This window comes from Amycolatopsis sp. NBC_01286 (genome assembly GCF_035982555.1).
Classification (GTDB): domain Bacteria; phylum Actinomycetota; class Actinomycetes; order Mycobacteriales; family Pseudonocardiaceae; genus Amycolatopsis.
Window position 1 is genome coordinate 5,954,584 of record NZ_CP108428.1, and the last position, 25,276, is coordinate 5,979,859.

The 25,276-nt window shown below is 65.5% G+C and carries 21 protein-coding genes and 1 pseudogene; 12 read left to right on the plus strand and 10 right to left on the minus strand.

The window, feature by feature from the left end; genetic code table 11:
* Positions 1-4 precede the first annotated feature (4 nt).
* From OG570_RS28660 to OG570_RS28680, 4 genes and pseudogenes are all read left to right on the plus strand, one after another.
* Positions 5-418: a barstar family protein gene (locus OG570_RS28660; protein ID WP_326952261.1), complete on the plus strand. Its 414-nt coding sequence runs from the start codon at positions 5-7 to the stop codon at positions 416-418.
* A gap of 11 nt (positions 419-429) precedes the next feature.
* Positions 430-654 carry a hypothetical protein gene (locus tag OG570_RS28665; RefSeq protein ID WP_326952262.1) on the plus strand — a complete coding sequence of 75 codons (225 nt, stop codon included), beginning with the start codon at positions 430-432 and terminating at the stop codon, positions 652-654.
* A 100-nt stretch (positions 655-754) separates the two neighbouring features.
* A complete protein-coding gene (locus tag OG570_RS28670) occupies positions 755-1,195 on the plus strand; it encodes a transposase (RefSeq protein WP_326960190.1) in 441 nt (146 codons plus the stop codon).
* A gap of 1,070 nt (positions 1,196-2,265) precedes the next feature.
* Positions 2,266-3,073, plus strand: a pseudogene (locus OG570_RS28680) (IS5 family transposase).
* A 756-nt stretch (positions 3,074-3,829) separates the two neighbouring features.
* Here OG570_RS28680 and OG570_RS28685 read toward each other — a convergent pair.
* From OG570_RS28685 to OG570_RS28695, 3 genes are all read right to left on the minus strand, one after another.
* Positions 3,830-4,660, minus strand: coding sequence for a PaaX family transcriptional regulator (locus tag OG570_RS28685; protein ID WP_326960192.1), 831 nt, complete (start codon positions 4,658-4,660; stop codon positions 3,830-3,832).
* A gap of 1,421 nt (positions 4,661-6,081) precedes the next feature.
* Positions 6,082-6,861: a hypothetical protein gene (locus tag OG570_RS28690; protein ID WP_326952264.1), complete on the minus strand. Its 780-nt coding sequence runs from the start codon at positions 6,859-6,861 to the stop codon at positions 6,082-6,084.
* Between the two features lie 9 nt (positions 6,862-6,870).
* On the minus strand, positions 6,871-7,185 hold the full coding sequence (locus OG570_RS28695) for a CU044_2847 family protein (protein ID WP_326952265.1): 315 nt from the start codon (positions 7,183-7,185) through the stop codon (positions 6,871-6,873).
* Between the two features lie 1,536 nt (positions 7,186-8,721).
* Here OG570_RS28695 and OG570_RS28700 point away from each other — a divergent pair.
* On the plus strand, positions 8,722-9,189 hold the full coding sequence (locus OG570_RS28700; protein ID WP_326952266.1) for a hypothetical protein: 468 nt from the start codon (positions 8,722-8,724) through the stop codon (positions 9,187-9,189).
* Entirely contained in the window at positions 9,186-10,232 is a 1,047-nt protein-coding gene (locus OG570_RS28705) for a tyrosine-type recombinase/integrase (RefSeq protein ID WP_326952267.1), read from the plus strand. Before OG570_RS28700 ends, OG570_RS28705 begins: the two co-directional genes overlap by 4 nt.
* Before the next feature lie 75 nt (positions 10,233-10,307).
* On the opposite strand, the gene OG570_RS28710 is transcribed toward OG570_RS28705, so the two are convergent.
* Positions 10,308-10,634, minus strand: a complete 327-nt coding sequence (locus tag OG570_RS28710; protein ID WP_326952268.1) for a hypothetical protein — start codon at positions 10,632-10,634, stop codon at positions 10,308-10,310.
* Between the two features lie 711 nt (positions 10,635-11,345).
* Here OG570_RS28710 and OG570_RS28715 point away from each other — a divergent pair.
* A complete protein-coding gene (locus OG570_RS28715; RefSeq protein WP_326952269.1) occupies positions 11,346-11,852 on the plus strand; it encodes a hypothetical protein in 507 nt (168 codons plus the stop codon).
* A gap of 468 nt (positions 11,853-12,320) precedes the next feature.
* Here OG570_RS28715 and OG570_RS28720 read toward each other — a convergent pair whose 3' ends face one another.
* From OG570_RS28720 to OG570_RS28735, 4 genes are all read right to left on the minus strand, one after another.
* On the minus strand, positions 12,321-13,382 hold the full coding sequence (locus tag OG570_RS28720; RefSeq protein ID WP_326952270.1) for a helix-turn-helix domain-containing protein: 1,062 nt from the start codon (positions 13,380-13,382) through the stop codon (positions 12,321-12,323).
* A gap of 131 nt (positions 13,383-13,513) precedes the next feature.
* Positions 13,514-13,879: an SH3 domain-containing protein gene (locus OG570_RS28725; protein WP_326952271.1), complete on the minus strand. Its 366-nt coding sequence runs from the start codon at positions 13,877-13,879 to the stop codon at positions 13,514-13,516.
* A gap of 129 nt (positions 13,880-14,008) precedes the next feature.
* A complete protein-coding gene (locus tag OG570_RS28730; protein WP_326952272.1) occupies positions 14,009-16,570 on the minus strand; it encodes a tetratricopeptide repeat protein in 2,562 nt (853 codons plus the stop codon).
* Positions 16,567-17,904 (minus strand): hypothetical protein, encoded by a 1,338-nt coding sequence (locus tag OG570_RS28735; RefSeq protein WP_326952273.1) that lies wholly within the window; start codon positions 17,902-17,904, stop codon positions 16,567-16,569. Before OG570_RS28735 ends, OG570_RS28730 begins: the two co-directional genes overlap by 4 nt.
* Positions 17,905-17,994: 90 nt before the next feature.
* Between OG570_RS28735 and OG570_RS28740 the strand changes: the two genes are divergently transcribed.
* Positions 17,995-18,597 (plus strand): hypothetical protein, encoded by a 603-nt coding sequence (locus OG570_RS28740; protein ID WP_326952274.1) that lies wholly within the window; start codon positions 17,995-17,997, stop codon positions 18,595-18,597.
* 63 nt (positions 18,598-18,660) lie between these two features.
* The gene (locus OG570_RS28745; RefSeq protein ID WP_326952275.1) at positions 18,661-20,892 is read left to right on the plus strand and encodes a tetratricopeptide repeat protein; all 2,232 of its coding nucleotides are present in this window, start codon (positions 18,661-18,663) and stop codon (positions 20,890-20,892) included.
* On the opposite strand, the gene OG570_RS28750 is transcribed toward OG570_RS28745, so the two are convergent.
* Positions 20,889-21,515: a hypothetical protein gene (locus OG570_RS28750; RefSeq protein WP_326952276.1), complete on the minus strand. Its 627-nt coding sequence runs from the start codon at positions 21,513-21,515 to the stop codon at positions 20,889-20,891. The two genes, OG570_RS28745 and OG570_RS28750, sit on opposite strands and share 4 nt — an antisense overlap.
* 456 nt (positions 21,516-21,971) lie before the next feature.
* Here OG570_RS28750 and OG570_RS28755 point away from each other — a divergent pair, with 456 nt between their 5' ends.
* From OG570_RS28755 to OG570_RS28765, 3 genes are all read left to right on the plus strand, one after another.
* Positions 21,972-22,520, plus strand: a complete 549-nt coding sequence (locus tag OG570_RS28755; protein ID WP_326960369.1) for a hypothetical protein — start codon at positions 21,972-21,974, stop codon at positions 22,518-22,520.
* Positions 22,496-22,945, plus strand: coding sequence for a tyrosine-type recombinase/integrase (locus tag OG570_RS28760; RefSeq protein ID WP_326960194.1), 450 nt, complete (start codon positions 22,496-22,498; stop codon positions 22,943-22,945). The genes OG570_RS28755 and OG570_RS28760 overlap by 25 nt, the downstream gene beginning before the upstream one ends.
* A 227-nt stretch (positions 22,946-23,172) precedes the next feature.
* A complete protein-coding gene (locus OG570_RS28765; RefSeq protein WP_326952278.1) occupies positions 23,173-23,928 on the plus strand; it encodes a hypothetical protein in 756 nt (251 codons plus the stop codon).
* Between the two features lie 360 nt (positions 23,929-24,288).
* On the opposite strand, the gene OG570_RS28770 is transcribed toward OG570_RS28765, so the two are convergent.
* Positions 24,289-25,113: an alpha/beta fold hydrolase gene (locus OG570_RS28770; protein WP_326952280.1), complete on the minus strand. Its 825-nt coding sequence runs from the start codon at positions 25,111-25,113 to the stop codon at positions 24,289-24,291.
* Between the last annotated feature and the right edge of the window lie 163 nt (positions 25,114-25,276).

The window sequence follows — 25,276 nt, forward strand, 5'->3', positions numbered from 1 at the left end:
AATTGTGGAGATTTCCCCGGGCATAATCGCTCTTCCGGAAAAAGAGGTGCGCGCTCTTTATCGGGAGTTTCGAAGCGGCGGCTACCGTGTGTACCTCCTGGAGACTGGATTTAACGCTGATCGTGAAGCTTTTTTTTCCGCTGTTCAGAAAACTCTTCCACTCGATCCGCCTCTTGTTTCGTCGCGAAGCTGGGAAGCGCTGAGTGACTCGTTATGGGAGGGGTTGGTCGCATTAGCTGAGTCAAAAGTAGTGATCGCTTGGCCTGACGCGCATCGGATGATGTCTGTTTCTCCTTATGATTATGAAATAGCAGTTTCGGTTATGGGTGACGTGATCAGTTCTCTTTGCGGGCCCCGTTCTTCGGGCAATCCGGTAACTCTTGCTATATACACTGCGTTAGGCAAGGAATCGTCTTAGGACTTGAGGATGTGCGGCTGGCGGTGATGTCGCCGCGGATGGTCCAGATCGACCTGCAGGACCAGAGTGTGCTGGCCCTGCAGGAAGACCTGGCGGAGAAGATCAGCACGACCGGTGCGTCCGGCGTGGTCATCGCCATCTCGGCGGACGAGATCGTCGACTGGTTCATCGGCCGGATGTTCGCGACCACGATGCGGGCAGTCACAACGGCGACTAGCTTGAGTTTTAACGTCTGAGTGGTCGACGGAGACCCTGCCGATCATGAGTGAAGCCCCTGGTCGATCATTCCTTCTTGCGACAGACGGAAGATCGAACCAAGGGCTTCAATTGATCAGTGTGCATCACGCCGGTGACGCCGGCGCGGCCGGGGAGCTCTCCGCGCTCCGGCAAGAGTTCCACCGATGCCTGACCCGGCGGGCGGATGCGTTGTTCGAGCTGACCGAGGCGGTGTTGTGCGCGGACGGCCCGGTGCGGTCGGTCGCAGAGTTGTCGCTGGCCGGTGAGCACCGTCGTGGCCACGGCAGCGGCTATGCCGCGCTGGCGCGCGGACGCGTCGACATCGATCGGTTACGCACCGCTTTGAGCAGGGTCTCGCTGCCTCGCGCCGCGGACGGCCGGCTGGTCCTGGCGGTGGACGTGACCTGCTGGCTGCGTCCCGAAGCCCACACCTGCCCGCAGCGGATCTTGTGTCACACCTACGGCCGCGGGAAGGATCAGCACATGATGGTGCCGGGCTGGCCTTACTCCGTGATCGTGGCGCTCGAGTCCGGGCGTTGATCTCGTCGACGTCGAACGGCGACGGCGATGTCTTTGTGGCCGGGGCGGGGCGGTGCGCCGGCTGCACTTCAGCCAGGGATGTTCCGGGGGAGAGGGTGTAGCTGTTGCGCTAAAAGATCTTGTCGTTTGGCGGTCGATGTCTGCGGTCAGCCTGTCATACGAGGACGGCAGGGCAACGAGCCGCAATGACTCTGAGCTACAATCCGTACATGATCTCGCCGAAAACGGGAGATATCCCACGTGTGGGGGTTCAAGTCCCCCCTCGGACACCGGGTTCGTGTCCCTAGGGACACGAACCTTGGCAGCCGGCTGAGGCGTAGTCACTTCCCGCGATGTCGGTGCTCTCTGGTATGCCTTGAGCATGTTGTCCATGGGGGACCGTCGCCGAACTGGCTGATCAACAGAGTCCGGGTAGCCGCGACGTCTGCATGCTCAAGTGGGAGGGAGGCCAAGTTCGCCTCGAGCCCCGAGGGGCTGGCCGTGATGCTCGGCGCGGAGGGTCCTGAGTTCCCTGCCGAATCGCAGGTGCGGCGATGTAGCTGACCAGTGCCCAGGGCCGTCCTCTTTGGCGCGCCAGCAGCCGCGACCGGCGCGCTCGACGTTCTCCTTGAAGCAACCGTTCGCTGCGGCGCGACTTTCTTATTGTTCTGGAGGGGGTAAAAGCGGTTCGACGCCCTTGACAATTCGACCATCGGGCGTGCGTGTCCAAATAACACCGTTGGCGTCTCGTAAGACGGTGTGCACCTGAACACTCTCTACCAATCTGTTGCTGCGAATAAAAATTGAATTTGAGACTTCTGTTCCTGGTGGACTCTTGCGAAAGTCCCCGAACTCCTCATCGAGCATGGAGTTGATCTGCGAGGTGATCCACTCGCTTGCCGGCTTGAAGATGACCACTCGTGCGGTTGGCCCAATATTGCCCATTGCGAACCATCGGCCCACGCGTCCGTCGTCAATGGTGATTGTAGCCACGACGCCATAAACTGGCTGGGCGCTGCTGTTGCTAAGCGCAACACTTAGAGCGTGTCTCACTTGGATCTTAGTCGAGGTGCGGGCAAGATCATGGCGTGATGGACGAGTTGTCGCGGCGACTGGTGCCCGACGAGTTGTGGGCGCTGGTCGAGCCGCTCATTCCACCGGGCAAGACGCGTCCACAAGGTGGTGGAATGTCACGAGTGGATGATCGGGCGGTGTTCACCGCGATCGTGTTTGTGCTGACCAGCGGATGCGCCTGGCGTCATCTGCCGCCCAGCTTCGAGGTCACCGTACCGACAGCGCATCGCCGGTTCACCGAGTGGACCGAGGCCGGGCTGTGGCGGCAGCTGCACCAGGCGGTGCTGGACGAACTGGGCGGCAAGGGCATGATCGACTGGTCGCGTGCAGTCCTGGACGGAGCATCCGTCAGGGCAAAAAGGGGGGCGGACTGACCGGCCCGAGCCCGGTCGACCGCGGCAAACCCGGTTCGAAGATCCACGCTCTGTCCGACCGGGCCGGCCTGCCCTTGATCGTCGGTGTCTCCGCGGCCAACACCCACGACAGCCACGCGCTCAAGCCCTTGGTCAACGCGCTGCCGGCGATCCGGTCCCGACGTGGACCCCGGCGCCGGAAGCCGGTCAAGCTGCACGCGGACAAGGCCTACGACATTCCCGCGCTGCGCGGATGGCTCCGACGGCGCGGGATCATCCCCCCCCCATCGCCCGCAAAGGCATCGAATCCGGCGACAAGCTCGGCAAGCACCGGTGGGTCATCGAACGGACGATCGCCTGGTTGACCGGATACCGGCGCCTGACCGTGCGCTACGAACGCAAACCCAGCCACTTCCTGGCCTTCCTCACCCTCGGTGCCGCTATCACCTGCTACAAGAAACTCGCCAAATGAGACACCCTCTTAGCACTAGTCCGTCCGGGCCGCCATGTTGGACCCAAATTCCAAATTTTGCCACCTGTTCCTGCTCTTGCAGGGCGCTGGAGTAGATTCGTTGCTCCTTGGCGGCGTTGTCTGATTTCTCCCAGCTGACCACGGCAATCAATACTGCCACGACGGCGGCTGCTATCGAACCCAGTCCGCCGACCCATTGTCCCCAGGCTGCCCACCAGTCGGCTTGCTTGTTCTGGATTATGCCCCATATTGTGATTGTCGTTATTGAGGCGGCAGCTATGGCGATCGCGCTAGTAATCTTAATTACAGGTTTCATGTAGTCTGAGTCGGTCGACGCGTCGCTTATGTTTCATTCACCAAGCGGGCGGGATGATGTCGTGGCCAGTTCGATAGTCGACCTTGCATCCACGGATTGAACACGGCGTCGAGTACCTGATGGATGAACTCTAGAGCCTGGGCCAGCCGCTCTGTCCAGGTGGTGTCGCTAACAACCTCATATTGCGCGGCGAGCAGCAGTTGGGCCGAGTCATCGGAGCGTCAAAGCGCTCATGTCGCTTGCGAGGGTCGGCCGAGTGTAGTGTTCGAGGCGCTGCCGTCTGAAGTCGCTAGTCGCCGCCATGTGCCCATCACCTCTCCGCCGCATTAGCAGGCGAGCGGAACTCCGCGCCGCCTTGGGGAGAAGAACACGGAAATCGGCGGGAAAGCCTCAGGTCTTGCTGGGCACGTAGCCGACTATTGCGGACATGTGCGACCTCATCAACTTGCATCCTCGGCTTCAACGATGTCGTCCCAATATTGCTGGGCCTCCGGGCGCCAGTCGACGTGTTTGTGATGGAACAGTTCCGCCGCCTTCGTCCCGCTCCACTTCGCCGGCAGCAGCTCGGCGGGCAGCTGCGGGTCGAGGAACGGGAACCGCCGCCATTCGTGCACCAGTTCCGTCTGCGCGCGTAGCACGGCCCGGCCGCCGCTGGGGTGCAGGCCGGTGAATCGGTCGATGAAGTCCTCGTAGCGGTCCTTCAGCTCGGTCAGGTCCCAGGACCGGGCGACCATGGTCTCCTGCTCGCCGATCTCGCCGTAGGCCGAGGTGAACGACATCGCCTGGGCTTCGAGGCCGAGTTCGGCGACGATCTGCTGGGCCTCGCGCTGGCGGGTCAGGTCCGGGCTGACCCACACGCCGGCCACCGGTGACCCGAAGCCGGCCCAGGTCAGCCGCGTGCGGAGGCGGTGTCTCAGGTCGCGCTTGGCCTCCGGCACGGACACGATGAGCATCAGCCATTGCCCGTTCCAGGGGCGTTCTTCGCGGCCGAACGCGTAGATCCGGTCGGCGCCTTCGGTCAGCAGGCGGCGCCCCGGCGGGGTGAGCGACCAGCGGACGCGGCGTCCGACGCGCTCGGAGACGACCCAGCCCTCGGCGGCCGAGCGGGCCAGCGCCTGCCGCGCCGACTTCTCCTCGATGTCGAGGATGCCGAGCACCTCGACCAGCATGGACGTCCAGACCGGCGTGTCCCGCGGGAGCGCGTACTCGCCGAGCACGGTCATCAGCAGGGACCGCGCGCTGGCATGGCTGACTTTGCGACGTCGGCTCACCGTGGGCCGTGGCGCGGACGACCGGCCCTCCCTTGGCTCCGGCCTCGGGTCGACCGTGGCCTGAGGGCGAGGACGAGGCCGTCGTAAGATCTCGCCGGCGTGTTCGACCGAGATGTACTCCTGGCCGAACAGACTGGGCTGGGGGTACGCCTGCCTGGCCTCTGTGCGTTGCCGTGTGCGTATTGTTCCCTCGCCATGCCCTTCCTCTTTATCCTCGCCAAACACCCATTGCCGACAAAGCATGAGTTCGTGGTGTAACACTCGAGTAGTTCCGTGTCCGTCGCCGAGCATGGCGTTGGCGCGTACGTACGCTGCTTCGAGCGATTTCAGCGCGGCCTCGGGTTCCACCTCTTCGCTTCCTGCCCTGGCGAGCTCGAAGCCCGCTGTCGTCACGTTCACTAATGCCGCGAGGCTCTGGCTATGCTTTTCGCCAAGTGCGGCTGTTAAGGTGTCAGACGCAGTACGCATATTTCGGAAGGCCGCACGCACGCCCTCTCGGGCCTGCGTCCATCGGGCCACTTCGAACTCAGCCGCTGCAAGGTTGGCGCTGGCTATTAAGGACTGCGGATGTCCGGATCCTAATTTTTCCTGCAGTTTCAATGTCGCTTCATGCAACGCGGAATGAGTATCTATGATCGCGGAAACGAGCTTCAATGATCGGGCCAACTTGAAGGCTGCGGCCGCGTAATTCCATCGAATAGTCAATGTCTGCAAATGATCCATGCCTAACGCGGCTGAGATCCGTTGAACGGTGAGTTCGAGGCCATCCAGAATCTCTTTAGCTTCGCCCATTTGGCTGGCTGCGAGTGCGACCTGGAACTCGTTTGTCTCGACCGCGGCGGTAGCCACCAGGGTAGTGGGAGTGCTCGCGCCCGACCGAGAGACATATCGCGATACAGCCTGCCGTTGGTGGGCAACTGCCCCTATGCTCGCTGCTGGGTCAGAATCCGACTTCGCCAACGCGGCACGAACGGATGCCATGAGAACGTTAGCGGCGCCGTTCGCTTGGTTGTCGATTGGGGTGAGCCAGCGCCGCGCGCTGCGAAGGTCGCCGTCGCACACGCCGAGCATTGCGAGATTCGCTCGGCACAACAAGGCCCAGCGTGAGCCGACCTGGCCTGCGTCGATGTAGGCATCTTCTAGGATCGAACGCGCGGATTCGAAATCTCCCCCGACAGCTGTGAGTACACCCTCCTGCAGTCGAAGCCGGATGCCGTTCTCCGACCGCGGGTCGACAACTGTAATTGCGGCCGAGATTATACGAAATGCTACGTCACGAGGCAGACGAGACGTGGTCGCCATGAGCTGGTCGAGATGTCGCTCGACCAGTGAGGCTGTCATTGGCGTAGAAACCACGGCGCTTTCGCGTTCATGGCTCCAGCCGCGCTCCGAGAGTGCGTCGAGGGCAGGCCAGGTTTCGGTCATTGCAGCACCCGCTTAACTGTCGAATCGACGACGCTGCGAGCGATGTCAACTTGGATCATCTGCACTTCTGTTGGCGACATGAGCCCGCGCGCCATCCAGTCCATCGCCTGCTCCAGCACTGCTGTGTGCGCGGCAAGCACTTCCTCTACGTCCACCAGGCTCACCGAAGGAGTCGGGGTCTTCGTGGCCTTATCAAAGTAGCCTGCGAACTGTTCCAGCGCCGCGTGCATCGTCACAGCAAACAGGACGTTAGTCGCTCGTTGGCCGTCGTAGCGGTCGAAGTACTGCTCCTGCAAGACGCCGACAAGAGCCGGATGGTCGCCAGGCTTCTCGACCGCACTGCCCGAGTAGCCGGAGAAGCTCCCCAAGTCGAGTTCCGATCTTAGTTGCAACGCGTCTAGTATCCCGCCACCAACACATTCGAATTGCGTATTGGGCTCGTCCACTACGCCGTTAAGGTGCGGATCCGAAGGGTTGGGTCGGTACGGGGTGCGCCACAGATCGCCGGGCGCACATCGGTCCGCCGGTGGTGGTGACAGTGGGAGGTCTCCGTCAACTCGTCGGATCAACGCGAGATCTACGGCCTGCTTGCGCTCGCAGACTTCGCCACGCGCCTTCGCGCCATCCTCTTGAATCATCACCACCGCTCGCTGGTCCGGCTGTAGCCGTTGCAGGCAGTGCTCGGCAGTCAGTAGAAACCTGCGGGTAATGTGGAAACCTGCACCGAGATGCATGCCATCCTCGGTGTGCAGGTCGACCCAGTAGCCTTTGGCCATGATGGCCCCTCAGGTGCGCTCGATGGTCATGGTCACCTCGAGCGACGCCTCGGCTGAGGCCTTGGTGATAATGACGCCAGCCTCGGCCGACAGAGTGATCCCGAATGTCGCTTCGACGCTGGTCACTTGCCAGCCGTCCTTTTGATCCGCGGATGCCATGGACCCTCGCACGATGTCGGCAGCGCTCGCGATACCTGCCTCAATCTCGCTGCGGCGCTCCTCAAGCAGAGAGGATGTCCGCTCTGCTGTCGAGATCTGCCGGCCACCTCGGCGATCGAAGTTGACGGTCTCGATCCGTACTTTCGGCGTAGCGGGCTTAGTCATCGAGGTCCTTTCAAGTTTCGGCCATCGACATGCTATAGATAGCCGGGCTGGAATATTCAGCAAAGCGTACGCAACCTGCCGACGATCGGTAGTTTCACCCGCCAAGACCAGCGCATGCTACTCGCGGTTGCAGCTCTGCGTTGGCTTCGTTGGCTTCTGCCGGACTCCGACGTGACGTTGCACGCCGACGTGACCGGGTGGCCGAAGCAGAGAACCTACAGGGAACGCGTGCGGTCCGGGACCGCCTCGAGCGTCGCGCTGACCGCGGCTGGGTAGCTGCGCCGATCACCCCCGCGAGGCATAAGCGCCGCTTCTTCCGGGAGGCCGTCATCGGACAGTTCAAAGATCCAACTGTGGACGTGTGGCGTTCGGCTGATGCGCGCTGTAGTTGTTCCTCGCGGCCCACTTGCGGTGACGGAAATAGGAGCGGTGGCGGCGGTTGGTAGCTGAGGCGCACCGTCTGGAGATCGAGGCTGGTCGATTGCACGATCTTCGGCGATCGGCGGGGGAGTGGTATGGCCTGCTGGGACCAAGCCGTCCCATTCCACCAGCGCACGCCAGTCCCATCTGGATGCCATCCTGAAGGTAGCGCTGTCGCCGTGTCCACGGTGCCTCCGGTCGTATTCCGAGCGACGAAGCTTGACTCAAAGTCGGCATCACTCAAGCGCGTGTTACACGCCCGTGGCCGTCGTCGTTCGGTAGCTGTGGCTCCGGTGGTGTGATCCGTGCCAACGGACGAAGAGCCCCGGCAGATCAGCGCTGTCTTTGCACATCGTGCCGCTGAAGTGATCGATGTTTGGCAGATCGGAGGTGCAGGTTCAGGGCTTTCGGGACTCCGGCCCTGGTCGTTGAGCGAGGCGCGGTCTCGACTGGCAACGGATGCGTACTGCCGCGCACGCGGAGCTTTCGACAGGGTCTCGCCAGCTGCGTGAAGCACGCAACTCGGTCTGTGACTCAACGCCACCTTCCTATGACAGAGAGGAGTGGCGGTGGACGCCGTAGCTGTGGCGCTATTCGGTGCGAGCATTGGCCTCGCGAGTATCTTGGTGGCTTTGGTTGTTACCTCTTACCAGGCTAAGCGAGCAACAAGTCGTGACGTGAGGCGTGAAGCCTGCAGTTGTGGCTTCGCCTGCCTGGCGAAGATTCTGCGTTGCGAGACCGAGGATGACCACAAGAAGAAGTCGAGTCCGTCGTCGCCGATGTTACGTTCGAACACTCGTCGTCCTGCCGAGACTCTCACGAGACTAGGTCCGTTATGGCGGAGTCCGTAGCCCAGTTATCGGACACTCAATTACCCCATGAGGCGCGGGGTGGCTTCGGGTCCAACTCGTCAGAACCTGCAGGTCAAGCTGGAAGTTGCAGGCGTGTAGATAGTGAGCAAGATCGTCCTCGGACACAAAAATACGGGATATCTCCCGCACCACAGAGTAACAGGCCCGCCACGGCGGGTCTTTCTGGCGTTCAGCCCCAGACCGTCTCGGCTACGCTGATCTTGACCGTGCCCTCCCCGCGCGACCGCTGTCGGGGAGGTGCGTCATGACAGGCATCCAGCCGCTCACCCTCCCGCCCCGAACCGGCGTGCAAGAACCCGCTCCCGCACCGGCTGGAATCCTCGTTCCGCTGCCGGTACCTGCGCTTCCTGACCTGGCCACCGACGGGCAGCGGCGATTCTCCACCGCCCTGCTGGACGCCTCCGGCCGGATCCAGGACCGCGGCATCGTCACCGCCCTGGACTGGAAACCGGGGGACCGGCTGCTGATCACCCAGATCCGCTCGTCGGCAGTGATCTGCCGCCGCGGCGACGGCATCTTCCGGATGACCACCAAACCGTATGTCGTGCTGCCCGCCCCGGTCCGCCACGGCTGCCGCGTCCTCGCCGGCAGCCGTGTCCTGCTCGTGGCCGACCTGACCCAGGACGTCCTGGTCGTGCACCCCGAACACGTGGTGCACACGATGCTGCGCAACTTCCACACCACCCTTGCCGCTAGGGAGGCGGACCAATGACCGACACCACCACCACCACCACCACGAACCCAGCCGACCTTGAAGCCGCACGCTTGCTGCTCTCACGCCTGGGCGTCAACCCCGCCGACCTCCTCCACGAGCCGGCTGAGCACGGCGACGGCAAGCCCGTCCCGACAATCAACGAATGGATACCCATCGTCGCCGGGCTCGTCTCGCCCAGCACCGCCGCCTCCTACGGCTCCTACTGGAACAAGGCCGAAGCCGCCTGGGACGGGCGCCGGATGGACACCATCACCGCCAGTGAGATCAAAACCCAGGCCGAGATCGTGCGCCGCACCGCCCGGGTCCGGCGCAACTCCCGCGGCGGCCGCAACGCGGCCGAGAATTTCATTGCCGCTGTCCGCTGCCTCTACAAGCACCTGGTCAACGACCAGCGCATCGACGACCGCAACAACCCGGCCATCCGCGTCACCAAACCGCGCCGCAACCCCTCCACCCGCCGCGGCCTGGCCAACGCCCGGCTCGTCGAACTGTCCGACGTCGTCGCCAGCACCGGCAACGACCCAGAACTCGACGCGCTCATCTGCCGCCTGCACGTCGAGACAGCCGGCCGCCGTGGCGGCGCCCTGGCCCTGCGGCCCCGCGACCTCGACAAAAAGCAGTGCCTGGTCCTGCTGCGGGAGAAGGGCGAAACCGAACGCTGGCAGCCCGTCTCACCCACACTGATGCGCCACCTCCGCGCGCACGCCGAAGAACGAGGCGACGGCGACCGGAACGGACAGCTGCTGCGCTACGCAGACGGCCGGCCGATCACTGAACGCCGCTACGACTACATCTTCAACCGCGTCCAGAACGAACTCGACTGGGTCAAGGCCATGGGCGTCACCGCCCACTGGCTCCGCCACACCACCCTGACCTGGGTCGAACGTCGCTTCGGCATCGGTGTGGCACGCGCCTACGCCGGACACGCCGATAGCGGCAGCGACCTGACCACCACCACCTACGTCAAAGGCGACATCACCGAAGTGGCCAACGCCCTGTCGGCCCTAACCGGGGAACCACATCCGCTCGTACCCGCCTGACCAGTCTGCGGGGTGTTCGCGCCGCCGTCGTGTCGCGCGGACACCCCGCAGGAGCGGCCGTATGGCTCCTTGTGATCAGGGAAGCGAACCGGGCTTGGTCTGAAGGGTGGCGTGGAAGGCGAGGACCATGTCGTAGAGGCGGCGCTGCGGGTAAATGACCAGCAACTTGTGCTCGAGCAGCGCGGCGAGGAAGACCTGGTCACCGGCGCGGATACGGCAACGAGAACGGATCTTCGTAGGCAATATGAGATTCAGCTTCGCTGGTACCCGCCGTCCAGCGGTCGAGTCTGTGGTGACTACGACCAAGCCCGAACGTACGTCGTAGCGAATCGGAATCCCCGCAGACCAGCCGAGCAGCGTGACGGCTGCCTTCGACGCAACGGCACCTGAGCCGTCCTCCACCCGCACAAGGGCAAAACCCGCCGCCGAGGTATCAACCAGTGGCTCTAGCGGAGGGACGGGAAGCACCGTAACCATAGAGCCCGCCCTGGATAGCGGTGGGATCGCGAGCGTCTCGACGATGCGGTCAGCTGGCTGTACGACACGAGGGACGGACGGGAGATCGCCCGGAGTCCTGATAGCGCGAGTGCTGCTTGTTGCCGCTTCCTCGCGGGCGCTCGACGGTGTTGACACGTAGCCTCCACGTGCGTTGACGTGGGAGGGCGTCGGTCATCTAAGTGGATTACTAGTGCCAGAATGCCGCGCGATGGGCCTGACTGACAACTCTGCACCAGAGCCTCAGCTCAACGCGACAACTCGAGTTGCTGATTGCAAGGGGGGACGGTTCAGTTCGGCCTCTATTGGCTGCGTGTGTCGACGGCTGGTCGAGTGCGTCAGCTTCTCAGGAGCGTTCGAGCAGAGTGTGAGGCGAACACGCCTCGGGCATCTGAGGGAGCACCCGGGCTCGAGCAACGATCTTCAGATACCGCCGGAATCTCAACCCGCTGGTTAAGAGACAGCGATACTGCGTGTCGGATGGTGTCGAGTGATGCCGAACAAGACCTTTTCGGCTGGGCGCCGACCATCTCTCGTGTCGGACTATACCGCGTTCTGTCGAAGTGTGGGAGACCTCTCGGGCACTTCTCGGGCTCGTCCGTGCCGGATTCTGTCAAAGTGTTCGTGCAGGTCGATCGTGGTTTGTGTTGCGAACGGCGGCGCTGGAGGGTTGCTGTGTTGAGCCCGAGCGAGGGACGCGATCCGGTGCTGTCGGCGGTGACACTGATCGTGGGGATCATCGTGGCTCTGACCTTCCTGTTCGGTTTCGGGAACGTGTTCACGTTGGCTCTTCGGCTGGGGGTTCCGGTCTGGGTCGCACCGCTGGTGGCGCCTGCGGTGGATCTGTCGGTGGTCGGGCTTCTGATCGCTATCCGGTCCCCGTCGCTGCGGGGTGCTCCGGCGGAGGTGATTCGGCCGGCTCGGCGGTTGTTGTTGGCGTCGAGTGTGGTGGCGTTGAACGTTGCTGAGCCGTTGATCATGGGCGAGGTGGGGAAGGCGTTGTTCGGTCCTCCTGCAGGCGCTGGCCTCCATCTCAGCCACCGGGCTTCCGACTGTCGTTGCCCACACCGCCGACTCGGACAGCACTTCGGCGGAGCAGGCAGAAGCTGTGAACGTGGACGCTGAGTTGATGGAGCAGGCGAGGTATGAGGATCAGCGGCATCGTGAGCTGTATCAGCGTCCGGTCTCCGCGGAGAGTCTCCGGAAGGCGTTGGGAGTAGGCGCAGAGCGGTCGCGCGCCTTGGTGAAGCTGGTGTGTGCAGAGCGTAGTATCTCAACGTAGCCGAGTATGTTACTCAGAGTGGTAGCCGTTGGTGTTCTGATGACGCTGTCCTGGCAGCGTCATCAGAACGCGGCGTCGACGTGATCGGCAAGATCTTCTCGTAGTCTCCTGGGCCCGGCTGTGTCGGCGAACGACCGGTCAGCGGCATGAGAGTGCGTTCGGTTAGTCGGTGCGAAGTGCGGGCAGGTTGCCGGTTTACCCGGCGTGGGCCTTCCCGGCGTGGTCACTATGGTGAGCGAAGGAAAGCCCCACCCGAGGTAATGACTGACGGCTTGCGAGCGCCGCTCGGGGCTCGATCACGTCGAGTTCGGTCAGGTGAGTCTGGCGAGCTCGCGTCGCCGGGCCGCCCACTCCGATGATGTCCATTCGGCTGGCATCTCGGCCAGGCAGTCGCGGGCGGTTCGGCCCGCTGCGGTGTCGTCACCCAAAGCATAGAGGACAAAAGCGCGTTGGCCGAGGAAGAACGGCGGGGTGTACCAGTAGCCGGACGGCGGCAGCTCCTCGGCGGGCGGCAGCTGGTCGACCATACCGTCGGCTTCGGCGAGCAGCCGCAGCGCCTCGGGGTGATCGCCGATCCGGGCGAGGATCTCGGCGCGCTGGAAGGTCTCGTACGTCCGGAGGCCGGGGTCGACACGGGTGTCCCGGCGAGCCGCGGCCGACAACGCTTCAGCCGTGCGGAATTCGCGCCGCCGGAGGGCGCGGTAGGCCGAGAATGACAAAGCCGTGGAAAGCCGCTGCGGGTCGTCGGCCTCCATCGCGAGATGCGCCGCACGTTCGAAGTGCCGGCCGGCGTGCTGCCACTGGCGGCCGGGGACGGCCAGCCAGCCTCGGTACTGTTCTAGCTCGGACAGCAGCCCGACCGTCTCGGACCGGACGGCCGGACGCGCTTCGGCGGCGAACCGCCCGACGAGCCGGCGTTGGCCATCGACCAAGGGGATAACGTGCGTGGCGCCGATCTTGTCCTCGAGTCGGCGGATGTCGGCCAGGACACGCGAGAGTGTCTCCAGTGCGGCGTGGTCCAACGAGCGTGGGTGCTTCAGCAGAACCTCGACCCGCTGCGCGTCGCCCGGGAGCAGACGGTGACCGGCCACGTCGTCCCGGAGTACCCACAGCGGCGAACCGTACAGCGCCTCGACGGGAACGCGGAGCGCTGTGGCGTAGGCGGCCACGTGCCGCGGCTCGACCGGCTGGTCGCCGGCCTCGATCTGCTGGAGGTACGCCTCACTCCAGCGGGTCCGCCGTGCCATGGACGGGAGACTCACCAGGACTGCTTCCCGCGCCGACCGCATCCGGTCGCCCAGCTCGCTCATCACCCTCCCGCGTGTCACCGCAACGATGAGATTACTCAGGATGGCGGCGTTCAGCAGCTGCATGACCGCCGCTGAACACGTCCGATCGAGCGCGGACGATGCACGAGCCGTCGGTCGGCGCCCCCGCCGGCACGGTCGCCGACGGCGGGAGCCGGGCGACGCGAGTATCGGCGCGCCGCCCGGCCTGGTCCGATCTAGCAGGCGCCGACGCCGGTCTGGTTCTCGACCAGCGACGAGTGGGTGTAGCCCGTTCCGCCCGGCGAGGCGATCCGGAACCACCGGGCAGACGCGTAGTCGGACTGCGGCGGGGCCACGTACTGCCCGTCGATCCAGCAGAGCATGGTGACCGCGGTTCCGTTGCCCAGGTAGGCGATCGCGCCGCATCCGGTGCTCGCGCAGGTGCGGACGTTGGCACCGCCGGAGTTGGAACCGATGTAGCTGGGACCGTAGGCGGCGGTCGCCGAAGCGCTCCCGGCGCCGGCGATGGCCGCCAGCCCCAGCGCAGCGGCCACGATCCCCACCTTGGCCGGTCCGTACAAGGCGTCACGAATCGAGCTCATGAATGACCTTCTTCCGTTCGCGGATTTCCGATGATGTCGAATGCGCTGCCGACACCGGTAATCCTGCTGCGCCGACCGGACCGCGGAAAAGGCAGGTTCGCGGCCGGATAACTGCCACTTCGTGGCCACTCAGCCGTGGAACGTGCCGATCGGCAGCAGCTGGGCCCAATCCCCGAGCGGCCGGTCGAAGTACTCCGGCTCGCTCATCAGTTCCCCCACGACCTGGCGCAGTGCCGCGCTCGCACCGATTCGGCCGTCCCCGAGCCTGCTGATGACTTCGTGGGCGAAATCGTCGGCTACCGGGCTGTCTCCGAACTCCCCCACCGAGGCCAGCACCTCGCTCGAACCCTTGGCCAGTGCCAGCGTGGCGACGCTGATCGGATCGGTCATCGCGGTACCCGGAACGCCGGCACCCCAGCAGGTGATCAGGTAGAGCCGCTGCGGCGGGGCCGCGCGGAACACGTCCACCGGCAGGAGCCAGTCATCGACATCGAGTTCGAGGTAGTGGCCGAGCCCCGGAGCCAGCCGCCCGTGGCATACAATGATTGCGGTGTGCGTGCCGGAACCGAGCCGCGTTTTCGCCTCGCTCGCGCTCGCGACTTTCGCCAGGTCCCATCGGCGGTCCTCGAGCAGGCGCTCGAACCGGTGATAGGTGATCAGGGAGCTGTGCCAGAACATCGCCGGCGAATCGGGCGAGGCTGCGGCCCCGCGGTTGCGCACCACTCGCTGCAGCCCCAGCGAAGGGCACACGACGAACTCCGTCAGCTCTCCGAGCACGGTGCCGCCCAGCGGAATCGCGCCCCACGGGACGAGCCACAACTCACCGACGGGCAGGAGCAGCAGCCGCTGTCCCGGCTCGGCAACGAGGCACTGTCGGAGCTCTTCGGTTAGGAGTTCCGACAAAGCCTCGACATCGTTGGGGGCGAGTTCGGCTCGTCGCCGGCTCGCTCCCTGCAGCAGCTCCAGCAACGAGATGCACGGCTGCGGCAACCGGGTCCGGCCGAGCTTCGCTGCACCGGTCACCGAACGCCACAACCAGTAGATCGCCGTCCCGTCATCGGGATCGGGCAAGACCTGGAGAACATGACACCCGGGCGGCAATGCGGTGAGCAGTTCGTCGCCGTCCTGCGGAAGCGGGTAGAGCGCGGACAGGAGCTCGTCGAGCGCGGCCTCGGCAGGGTCGACGAGACCGGATTTGAGGGCCAACGCCCCGAGCATCCGGGTCAGGCGTTCCTGCTTGCCAACGTCTGCGGGTAGCTGCATCCCGCCGGTTCCCGGCTCGCGGCCGAGGGAAAGCCAGCGTTGGTCGGCACGGACCAGCGTGTTCTGAAGGAAATCGGTCTCATCGGCGTCGGCAGCTTCGGCGTCGGCGAGCGCCAGCCCGACCAGCCGCCGCCCGGCGAGGCTGTCGGCCACGACTGCGAAATCGCCCACCGCCCCGGCGGCGACCGTCTCGTACAGTGCTTTCGCATAAATCGACCGGAATCGGACCCGGTATTCGTGCTGTGCCGCCGGGCTCGTGTGGGCCGCCCGGTACTGCTCGATGACGAACACCGCCGAAACCCGGTCTCGCAGCGCCGCTTCGTACTTGCCGAGGTGCTTCCGGGTGACCGCGAGCCTGTCCAGTGCCGTGCAGACGCCGAGCAGGTCAGGCAGGTCGCGATAGGCATGGACCGCTTCGGCGAAGAGTTGCTCGGCCTGCGGCAGATCTCCGCGCGCCTGTGCCACTCGTCCCAGGTTCTGGATCGCGTGCGCTGCCGCTCGCGGCAGCCGGTGTGCCAGAGCGACCGTGCGGCTCTCCTGGTACATCGACTCGGCGCCATCGTGGTCGTCGGCCTGCAGCATGATGTCGCCGAGGCCGGCCAGGCAGTTGGCGGCACCGACGGCGTCACCGTCGTCGGTGAAGATCCGTGTCGCGGTCACGAACCATTCGCGCGCCTGGTGGAGATCGCCTTTGCCGCGGTGCAGGAGCGCACCGAGCCGTTCCGCGGCATGGGCCTGCCCGGTCGTGGTCCGGATCTTCGCGAAGGTGTCGAACGCCTGCCGGTATCCGGCGATGGCGTCATCGATCCGGTCTTCCCTTTCCGCGCACTCGGCGAGCCCCAGCTGGCAGTTGCCGAGGTAGACCGGGTCCTCCAGCGCTTCGGCGAGCCGGAGCGCGTCGGTGAACCGGTCGGTCGCCGCTGCGACTGAATGGTGGTTGAGGGTGAGGTGGCCGAGGGCGGTCAAGGCACGGAGCTCGCCGAACCGGTAGCCGGCGGGGCGGGAATGGTTGATCGCGGTCTGGTAGGCCGCGACTGCTTCAGAAGTCAGTTCGTTGGCACGCGACACGTCGCCGATGCCGATGCACGCGTTGGCTGCGGCCACGGGCCAGTCTCCGTGGTCGGCGAGCACTCGCCGGAACTCGGCTTCTGCTGCAGGGAACTCGCCACGGCGAACGGCGTCGTCACCTCGGGTTTCAGCGGTGATGGCGTCGTTCCAGGCCGTCGTCGTGACGTGACTGATCGGTGTTCCGGTGTGGGCTGCGTCGATAAGGTGGCGGAGCCGGCTGCGCAACGCGATCGGCCCGGGTGGTGGTTCGTGTTCCAAGGCGGCGCGCGACGCGCTCGTCCCGGAGTTCCACTCGGCGAACAGGCGGCCGGCCAGGCGGTGTTCGGTGATGTCACCGCGGTACCCGTCACCGCCGGTCATCGATCCGCGTCCCGCGTCGACATCCCACCGAGCAGAAGGCCCCGGAGCCGGGGGACTTCGTCCGGCCGGGACGTGGTGGACGCCGCCGTGGTGGGCGAGGGACGGTGCCCGGGGAAGGGGTTGGAGAACTCCACCGGTGGTTTCTGGCTCATCGCCACGCCTTCGATTTCAAGGTACCGCGCGGTGAGCCGGCCGGCGAGCTGCACGAACCACCACCGGAGTTCGGGATCCAGGTTTTCGTGGGTGGTGCTGCGGAGTGCGGCCGCGAGAAGGGCCAATGTGAACTCGACGCGCCATTCGTGTTCGAACCCTCTCCGCGTCGCTTCGGCGGTCATCACCCCGGGAACCCCGCGGATCAGATCGAGTACCGGTTTGTCCTGCCGCTCCGGGACTTCGCCGTCGAAGTTCGCCACGTCGTCGAGGAGGAACTCCTGATAAGTCGGGCCGAGTCCCGGCCAGAGTAGCGCGAGCCCCGACGTCAGGAGGGCCGCGAGGTCACGCGAACGAGGTCCTGCGGACTGGTAGGTCGACAGGTCGATCAGGCGGTAGCGCTCGGGGCGGGTTCCGCGGTCGTCTGTGGGCACGAGGAGGTTGCCCAGGTGCAGATCACCGTGGCTGTACCCGGTGTGAACCGTAATCTCGCACGCCCCGAGAGGGTGCTCACCGAGCAGGAGCAGGGGATCCGGGAGAACCCGCTCCCGGACCGCCTCGCCGGTCACTCGGAGCGGACGTCCGTTCAGATCGCCCCATCCCGTCGACGCGGCCCAGCGGCCGAGCGAGCCGAGCGTTCCACCACCGGACAAATGGCCCACTTCGCGGCGCAGGAATTCACGCACGGTGCTTTTCCGAGTCACAAAGGGTGCTGTGTTCCACTTGTTCGTGAGACCGTCGGACGCCGCGATGCACGTCGCCACCGCGGCCTTGTGCTGAGCTGCCGACGACAGGTCTGCGACGGGACGAACCCGGGAACTTCCACCCGCCAGGCTCTGGAAGTACCCGATGCGACCGCCGTCGAGCTCGATCACGCCGTGTTCGAGCTCGACCAAGTGGTTGGCCCTGAATTCCTCGGGCGCCTCCATCAGGGCTTTCTCGTGTGTTTCCCGTTCGGACCGGGCGTGCTCACCCGCCACTTTCAGCGCAAGGCTGAAGTCGCCGTTGTCGGGGTCACGGACGATCAGCGACGTGACGAAAGCGTCAGTGAATCCTCTCGCCGTCCACCCGTTGGCGGGAAGGATGATCTCCATGCCGTTCGAGCGGGCCCAGCGCGTCAGGCCTGCGGCAACCTCGGAGCCCACCACCTTCGATAGCTCCTTGTCTGGGGTGGGATCACTCACGCGCGCTCCTCGGCCGTAGGATCTTCGAGCTGCACCGGCGAGACCACAGTGTGTCACGCAACCGGTGCCAGTTCGTGAGGGGAGTCGCTGATGCCGGAGCACGCTTCCGGGGGAACCCGGATCCAGCTGTACTCCTTCGACGGGACCGCCGGCGCCGGTGGCCGTCGGACCCGCGAAGCGTGGGTAGAGTTCGGCAAGGCCGGCGTGGAACGGCTCGGTCCGGTCGACCTCGCCCGGTTCGTCCACGAGGTCGGGCGGGAGCGCTGGGAGTTCTCTCTGCTGACGTTCGCCTTCGACCTTCAGCCGCAAGAGAACAGCGGTTACCGGAAGGTCAGTGTGGGTATCACTTTCTGTAATGATCAGGTAATGGCTCGGTACCTGGCGCCGTCGCCGCAGACCGACATGCTGGGTTTCGACGGGATCGCCGACGCCCGCGGCGTCGGCCGCTCGGTGGTCGCCTGGGACCTCGCTTCGCGTGAGGACGACGACCGGGGGATCCCGCCGTCCAGTCACAGCCTGCTCTGCCTGGTCCACCGGCCGCCGTTGCTTGCGGACGTGGACGTCCGGCTCGAGGTCGGCGCGGTCGTGAGGCGGCGATCAAAATTCGGCAAGGGTGACCGTACGGCGACTGCCGAGCCCGCGCGCTTCCGACTGTCCTTCGAGACCGGCGACTTCGACCGCCTCCCGGGATAAGCATTGCCCCGGCCGGCAATCTTGGGGTATCCAGGAGTTCGGGATGCGGCCGGGGAGGGGCGGATGGATTCGCGCGACGGTCGCTTTCCGCAGCAGAACGTCCGGTTCGGGGCGGCCCTGCGTGAGCTTAGGCTTGAACGCGGCCTGTCTCTGGAAGCGCTGGCCCGGGTCGCCCACTACAGTAAGAGCCAGCTGAGCAAGGTGGAGAACAGCCGGGCCCAGCCCACGGCCCAGCTCGCCCGGGCCTGTGACGACGCGCTTCGCTCCGGCACCCTGCTGAGTGACTTGGTGTTGGTCGAGCCGCCCTCGGCTCCGACGTCAGCTCCCGCCCGTGTCTCGGGCCTGCCCCGCGATACACCGCACTTCACGGGGCGCACTGAGGAGCTCGCGCATCTGATTAGCCTGCTCGCCCCCGGGCGGCGACGAGCCGGTGCCGCCCGGTTCTGTGTACTTCACGGGATGCCGGGTGTCGGCAAGACGACTCTGGCGGTGCGGGCCGCGAACGAGCTTCTGGTCGACTTTCCCGGCGGATGTGTGTTCATCGACCTACACGGCCACACGTCCGACATGCCGGCCGCAACCCCGGACGAGGCGATCGATCGCTGCCTCCGGCGGCTGGGGATCGCCGCGGAGGCCATTTCGTGGCATCGGGACGATCGGGCGGCGCTCCTGCGGGACCGGGTCGGTCAGCAGGGCGTCCTGCTGGTTCTCGACAACGTGGCCAACCACGCCCAGATCGCCTCGCTGCTGCCCGGCAGCGGCCACTGCGCGGTACTGATCACCAGTCGCAACCGGATCGCGGCGCTCGACGATGTGCCTCACGTCCAGCTCGCCCCGCTGCCGACCGATGCGGCGACCGAGTTGTTCCGTGTAGTCAGCGACATCCGCGACCCCGGACCCGCGCTCGGCGAGCTGATCGAGCGCACGGTCGGCATCTGCGGGCGGCTACCGCTGACTGTGAGGATCACCGCGGCCCGGTGCCGCGATCAAGACGTTGCTGCTGCTAGAACCTTGCTTGCCTCGTTGGGCGGGGAGGATCTCTTGAACGACTTGGACGACGGTGAGCGGGAGGTGACTCGACTCTTCGCCGCCTCTGTGCGCGCACTGCCGGTCGCGCAGCAGGAGGTCTTCCTGAGTCTCGCCGCGCACCCAGGAGTCGATTTCGACGTCTTCGCCGCCTCGGCCATGGTGGTGCAGCGTCCGGGCGAAGTGCTCCGCGCGCTGGAGGCGCTCACTGACGCGAACCTGATCCTGCGCGGCCGCGACGGACGCTTCGAGTTCCACCACCTCGTCCGCGCTTACGGTGCGCGGCGGGCGTCGCCCGAGCTCAAGCGCGAAAAGATCCGGAGACTGGCGGAATACTCGCTCCACGTGGCCCAGGTTGCCGACCGCCTGATCGCGCCGCACCGTTATCACCCGACGCCCGCCGAAGTGGTGGCCTTGCCTGGCTGGGCGCCTCCCGCGACAAGGGAGGATGCGGTGACATGGATGAGCCGGGAGTTCGACACCCTTGTCACTCTCAGCGTGAGCACTTACCGGCTGGGCTTCGATCACCTATGCACCATGCTCTCGCACGCACTGCAGGGCTTCGCGTTCCTCACGAAGATGTGGGACGGATGGATCACTGCGCAGACCGCCGGACTCGCTGCTGCCCGCAGGACTGGCGACCGCATCGCAGAAGCCTACCTGCTCAACGGCCTCGGACTCGCCCACATCGACAAAGGGGACAGCGGAGAGGCCTCAAGGTGCTTCCACACCTCACTAGCTATGTTCACCGAGCTCGACGACGAGCGCGGGCTGTGCAACACGCTCAGCAACCTGGCTTGGGTGCATCACGAAGCCGACGATTTCGCACGGGCGCTCGTTGCGCACCAGCGGGCCCTGCGGTTCCACGAACGGCTCGGTGCCGAGGTGGCCGCCGCGATCACTTTGCGGGGCATCGCGATCGCAGAAGCCGGTCTCGGCCGATTCGCCGGTGCCATCGACCACCTGTGCCGCGCGCTGCTCACCTTCGACCGGTTCCAGTTGCCGCTCGATCTCGCGATGGCCCTCAACTGCCTCGGTGACACCTACCGGCACGCGAACGCCCTCGCGGACGCGGCCGACGCATATCGAGCGGCGCGGGAGTCCGGTCGGCTGGGTGGCAGCCGGTTCGAACAGGCGCGTGCCCTCGCCGGGCTGGCGTCGGTGCTTCCTCGCCAGAGCGAGGCTGACCGTTGCCTGGCTGAGGCCCAGGCGTTCTACGGCGAGCTCGGACTGCCGTTTTCGGGGGTCCAGCTCCACCTCGGACCCTAAGCCGACTTGATCGCGTTGTCGAGGTCGTCCCGTGCTGGGTAGTCGTTGCCGGGGAAGCAGATGCGCATCGCGAGCCGCATATCGCCGAAACACCGCGTGACAGTGTGGTCGTCAGCGTTCCAGAACTGCGGGACTTCCGTCGAGAGGTCTCGCTCGGCCCCTCGGCGCAGTTCCAGCCACACGGTGACGGTTGCTTCGAGGTCCGGGGACGACGTCCGTTGGGCGGCGCCGACGCGCGGTCGGTGCCGTGGGTGCTGTGCCACTTCCGCCGCGCGCTCGATGCTCTGGTCCACCCGGCGCCGGACGGTTCGGACTTCGCGGCACAACCGGGCCGCTGCCCATTCCAGCCGCTGCTGGTAGAAGGGAAGCCGGACGTCAGGTTCCAACCCGAACGCGGCGATGAAGCACAATCCCAGATCAGTGGGCAGTTGGCCGGCCAGCGCGTCCAGGAACCCGGTCAGCTTGTCGCGCACGTCCGGCTCGTCGTCGGAGTCGGAGACCGAGCACACCCGGCGCAGCTCCGGCCCGAGGCGCCGGCCGATGCGGTCCGAGTGCACCCCTCGTCCGCGTCGTAGCACCTTGAGTTCTTGTGTCAGCATCGTCCGATGCACTTCTCCGCCCATTTCGCCGACGGTACTTGCGCTACACCGCTGGACAAGGGCGTTTCCTCGAAGAGGAAAGTTTCCGAAACGGCTGCCAGACTGCGTCTCGGCGGCCCAACCAGGGTTGTCGCGATCTGCTCGGCGGATCGCCTGGATTCGGCGGCCGGAGGACGTACAGCCGCGCCAGCCCCGGGCCCGCGCCAGCACGGTCAGGGACGTGGTCTTCCGAGCTCGCGGGCCCGGTCAAGACGACGAGTTTCCTGGTCTTGACCGGGTCGCGGAGCTAGGCGAACGACTTCGTCGGCCAAAACATGTAGATCTTTCTCGCCTGAGTGAGTGACGTGGGGCGGCTTGACTTGACAGACTGGCGTCACTCTCGCATCTTCCGAACAGATGTTCGATGAGATTGGTCGGGTTCGCTCGCGTGTGGTGCGCGGGTGTCTCCGGTGGGGCTCGTGGTGCTGGAGGTGAGCGGCGATGGCGGAAGCGCTTGCGGCTGACCGCGATCGTCGGCATCCGCACGGCCTTGCAGCTCCGGCAGCCCAAACTAGATCCGACAGGGCTGCCGAGGTGCTTCCAGTGCTGTCTACCGTGGCTGGTCTGCTGCCCGGCGGCAGGTACTCGGCGGCCATCTGGATGTGGTCGAGGACTGCGGTTCGGCAGGCTGAGCAGCAGGTGATCGTGACGATCTCGATCGGGCTGTTGCCCAGCCGTAGTTCGATGCATCCGGTCAGCGCGCTGGCCGCAGGTGTGTGCCGGTGCGCGGCGAGAACGAGCCCGTGTTCCGGTGCGGTGTCGGGCGGTGATGTCGAGGTGGGCCCGTTCGGCAAGGCGGCGTTGGTGCGGTTCGCGGGCTTCGATGAGGCGGCAGGTTTCGCAGTGGGTGCCGTGCAGTCGCGCTGCTGGTCCGGCTGCGGTCTGCGCAGCGCCGTGAAGGTGGGGGAGCTGCTGACGGGTGGGTGTTCGCGCGGGAGAACGGCAGTCACTGGAGCTCGAGCTATGTGTCGCACACGTTCCGACGGCTGATCGAGAAGGCTGATCTGCCACCGGTGCGGTTCCACGACCTACGCCACGGTGCGGCGACGCTGTCCCTGGCCGCGGGCAATGATCTGAAGACCGTGCAGGCTCTGTTGGGCCACGCCAGCATCGTCCTGACCGCGGACACGTACACCAGCGTGCTCCCGTCGCTGGCTCAGGCTTGTGCGGAGGCAACCGCGAGCTTGGTTCGCCGCGCGGGCTACGACCGGGGACGGAATATCTGCAGGTCAGGGTCTATGTCTCCCCGGCAAGGGCGACGTCGAGCCGGCGGACACGGTCTGCGCTTCATCCGTGCCAGCGGGACTCTGGGTGGGGACCCGCAGCGGCCCCAGCGCGGACCCACAGATCAACAAAGCCCACCGACAGCGACCCTGAGCGCAGTATCTCAACGTGGCACGAGGTATTACTCATAGTAGTTATTGGTGTTCTGATGACGCTGCCCTGACAGCGTCATCAAAACGCGGTCGACGTGATCGGGAAGGTCTTCTCGCGGTCTCCTGGGGCCAGCCGTGTCGGAGAACGACCGGTCAGCCGCATGACAGGACGTCAGCCGGGCCCGCCGAAGGAGTGCATCTCCGGTGACGCGCGCAGGTCCCGGCCGACGTCAAAACGGCGCAGGCGGTGGTGCAAGATTGGGGGCATGGTGTCCTCGCCGGGGTGGCTCAGCCGCTACCAAAGCGGGCAGCGAGAACAGGTTTGGCATGAGTTGCGCCAGCTCGGCAGCCGGGTCCGGGAGCCGGAGTTGGCCCAGGAGGCGCAGCTGGTCTGCGACGAGATGGCTCGACGCGCTCGGCACAACATCGAAATCATCGTCGCCCGGCTGTCCGACGACGGTTACCGCTTCCACACCAACGACGAAGCCCAGGCTCCGGTGCCGGCTCACATACCGCCGACCCCGGCGGCGGATGCCTATGCGGACTGGTTGCAGCAGTGGTTCGGCACCGTGCCGATGACCCTGTTGTCCTGGGTGCGGATCGTCGGGGACGTCTGGCTCGTGGGCACACACCCGCAGTGGCTCACCTCGGCGGCCGCTGATCCACTGGTGATCGAGGTGGAGGGTTCTCGCTATCCCGGCGACTCGTCGATGCGCGAGTACGTCGACGAGGAGTGGATCGCGTGGCTGGAGCGCCGGACGGACGACCCCGACACGGCCGGCCTGTTCGAATTGCCCCTCGCACCGGACCGGCTCCATAAGGACAACACCAGCGGTGGCTCGCCTTACGGCATCGTCCTGCCCGACAGCTGCGTCGACGGGATGTTCGTCTGGGAGACGCCGATGCCGTTCGTCTCCTATCTGAACTGGGTCTTCAGCAACGGGGGATTCCCGTGGCCGTCGGCCGCAGAGGCTCAGTGGGACGTGAGGTCCCGCCTCGTCAGAGACCTGTTACCGCTGTAGTCGAGCGCTTTCCGCAAGAACTCGACCAGGCTCTCGGCCTGGACAAAGACACCCGCTCCTCGGCATGAGCGGATGTCGAAACTCGACGACGATGCTGCGAGTGTCCTGGCTGTACAACCCGAAGCGCCGGCTGCCGCTGCTGTCATCGTTCGGTGTAGTACCAGCGTGGCCGCGCGGGTAGTTGAGCGATGAGCCGGCCGGGATCCGGTGGCGTCGGCTCCACGGCGGTGCATGCCCTGACCGCGAGCCGGTTAGGGCAGGTTTCCCAGCGGCGATTTCTCCCGCGGTCCACTCAGGTCACCGAGCACCCGGGGTTCGCGACTTGTGGGTTGTTGTCAGGTGCCAACGATTCCGGGCCGGTCACTGCTCGCAGCCAAGATCGCTGATGAACTCCGTCAGCAGAGCGGCGAACTGCCGCGGCGCCTCCTGGTGCGGAGCGTGGCCGGCCCCGGGGATCAGCTGAACCTCGTCACGCCACAGTCCGGGGATGATCAGCTGTTGTAAGTAGTCCAGGCTCACCAGCTGCTCGTCGGCGCCTTGCAGGATGGCCAGCGGCTGACGGAGCTCCGAGACGATCGCGATCTCATCTGCGAACCGGCCCGCACCGGCGCTGGCCCCGAGCCCGGCGCGAGCTGCACCGTCGGTGGCCAGGATGTCGGAGACGAATTCACTGATGTCGAGCGGCGAACCGGGCGCGGTGAAACTCTCGGCGGCCAGCCTCGCTTCTGATTCGCTGACCTGCGCGCTGAAGAGGGCGGCCATCGCCGGGTGCGGCAGGAAAGCCTCCGCCATCTGCGCGGGCGATGCGACCGGGGGCGCGCCGAAGATGACGAAGCCGCCGACGTCGGGCAGTTCGGGCGCGGCCTCCATCGCGATCTGCCCGCCCAGGCTCCAGCCGACGACGATCGCGTCCGATACGCCGAGCTCCTGCACGAAGGCGGTGAGCACGGCGGCGTAGCCCGGTAGCGAGTAGTCGGCCTGGTCCCTCGCTGGCTCGGACTGACCGTGTCCGGGCAGGTCCAGTGCGACGCAACGGAACCGCCTGCCGAAGTCGCCCCGCATCACCGGGAGCCAAGTCCTGGCCGAAGACGAGTTGCCGTGGACGAAGATCACCGCGGGTTCGCCTTGGCCACTGCGATCGGGCGAGCTCTCCAGGCACGTGATCCGTTGTCCATCGATCTTCACGCTCGACTGCTTCACTCGATGCCTTTCGGTTCCGCTGATCGTTCTACCAGCCATGTGCAGGGCCTGGTTTGCGGCTTGATATCCCGCAAGGCCCTGAACCTAGAGAGGGAAGACGAAGGCGGCAAGTGCGTCCCGGTCAACTATCGATTTACCGGCATGCAAT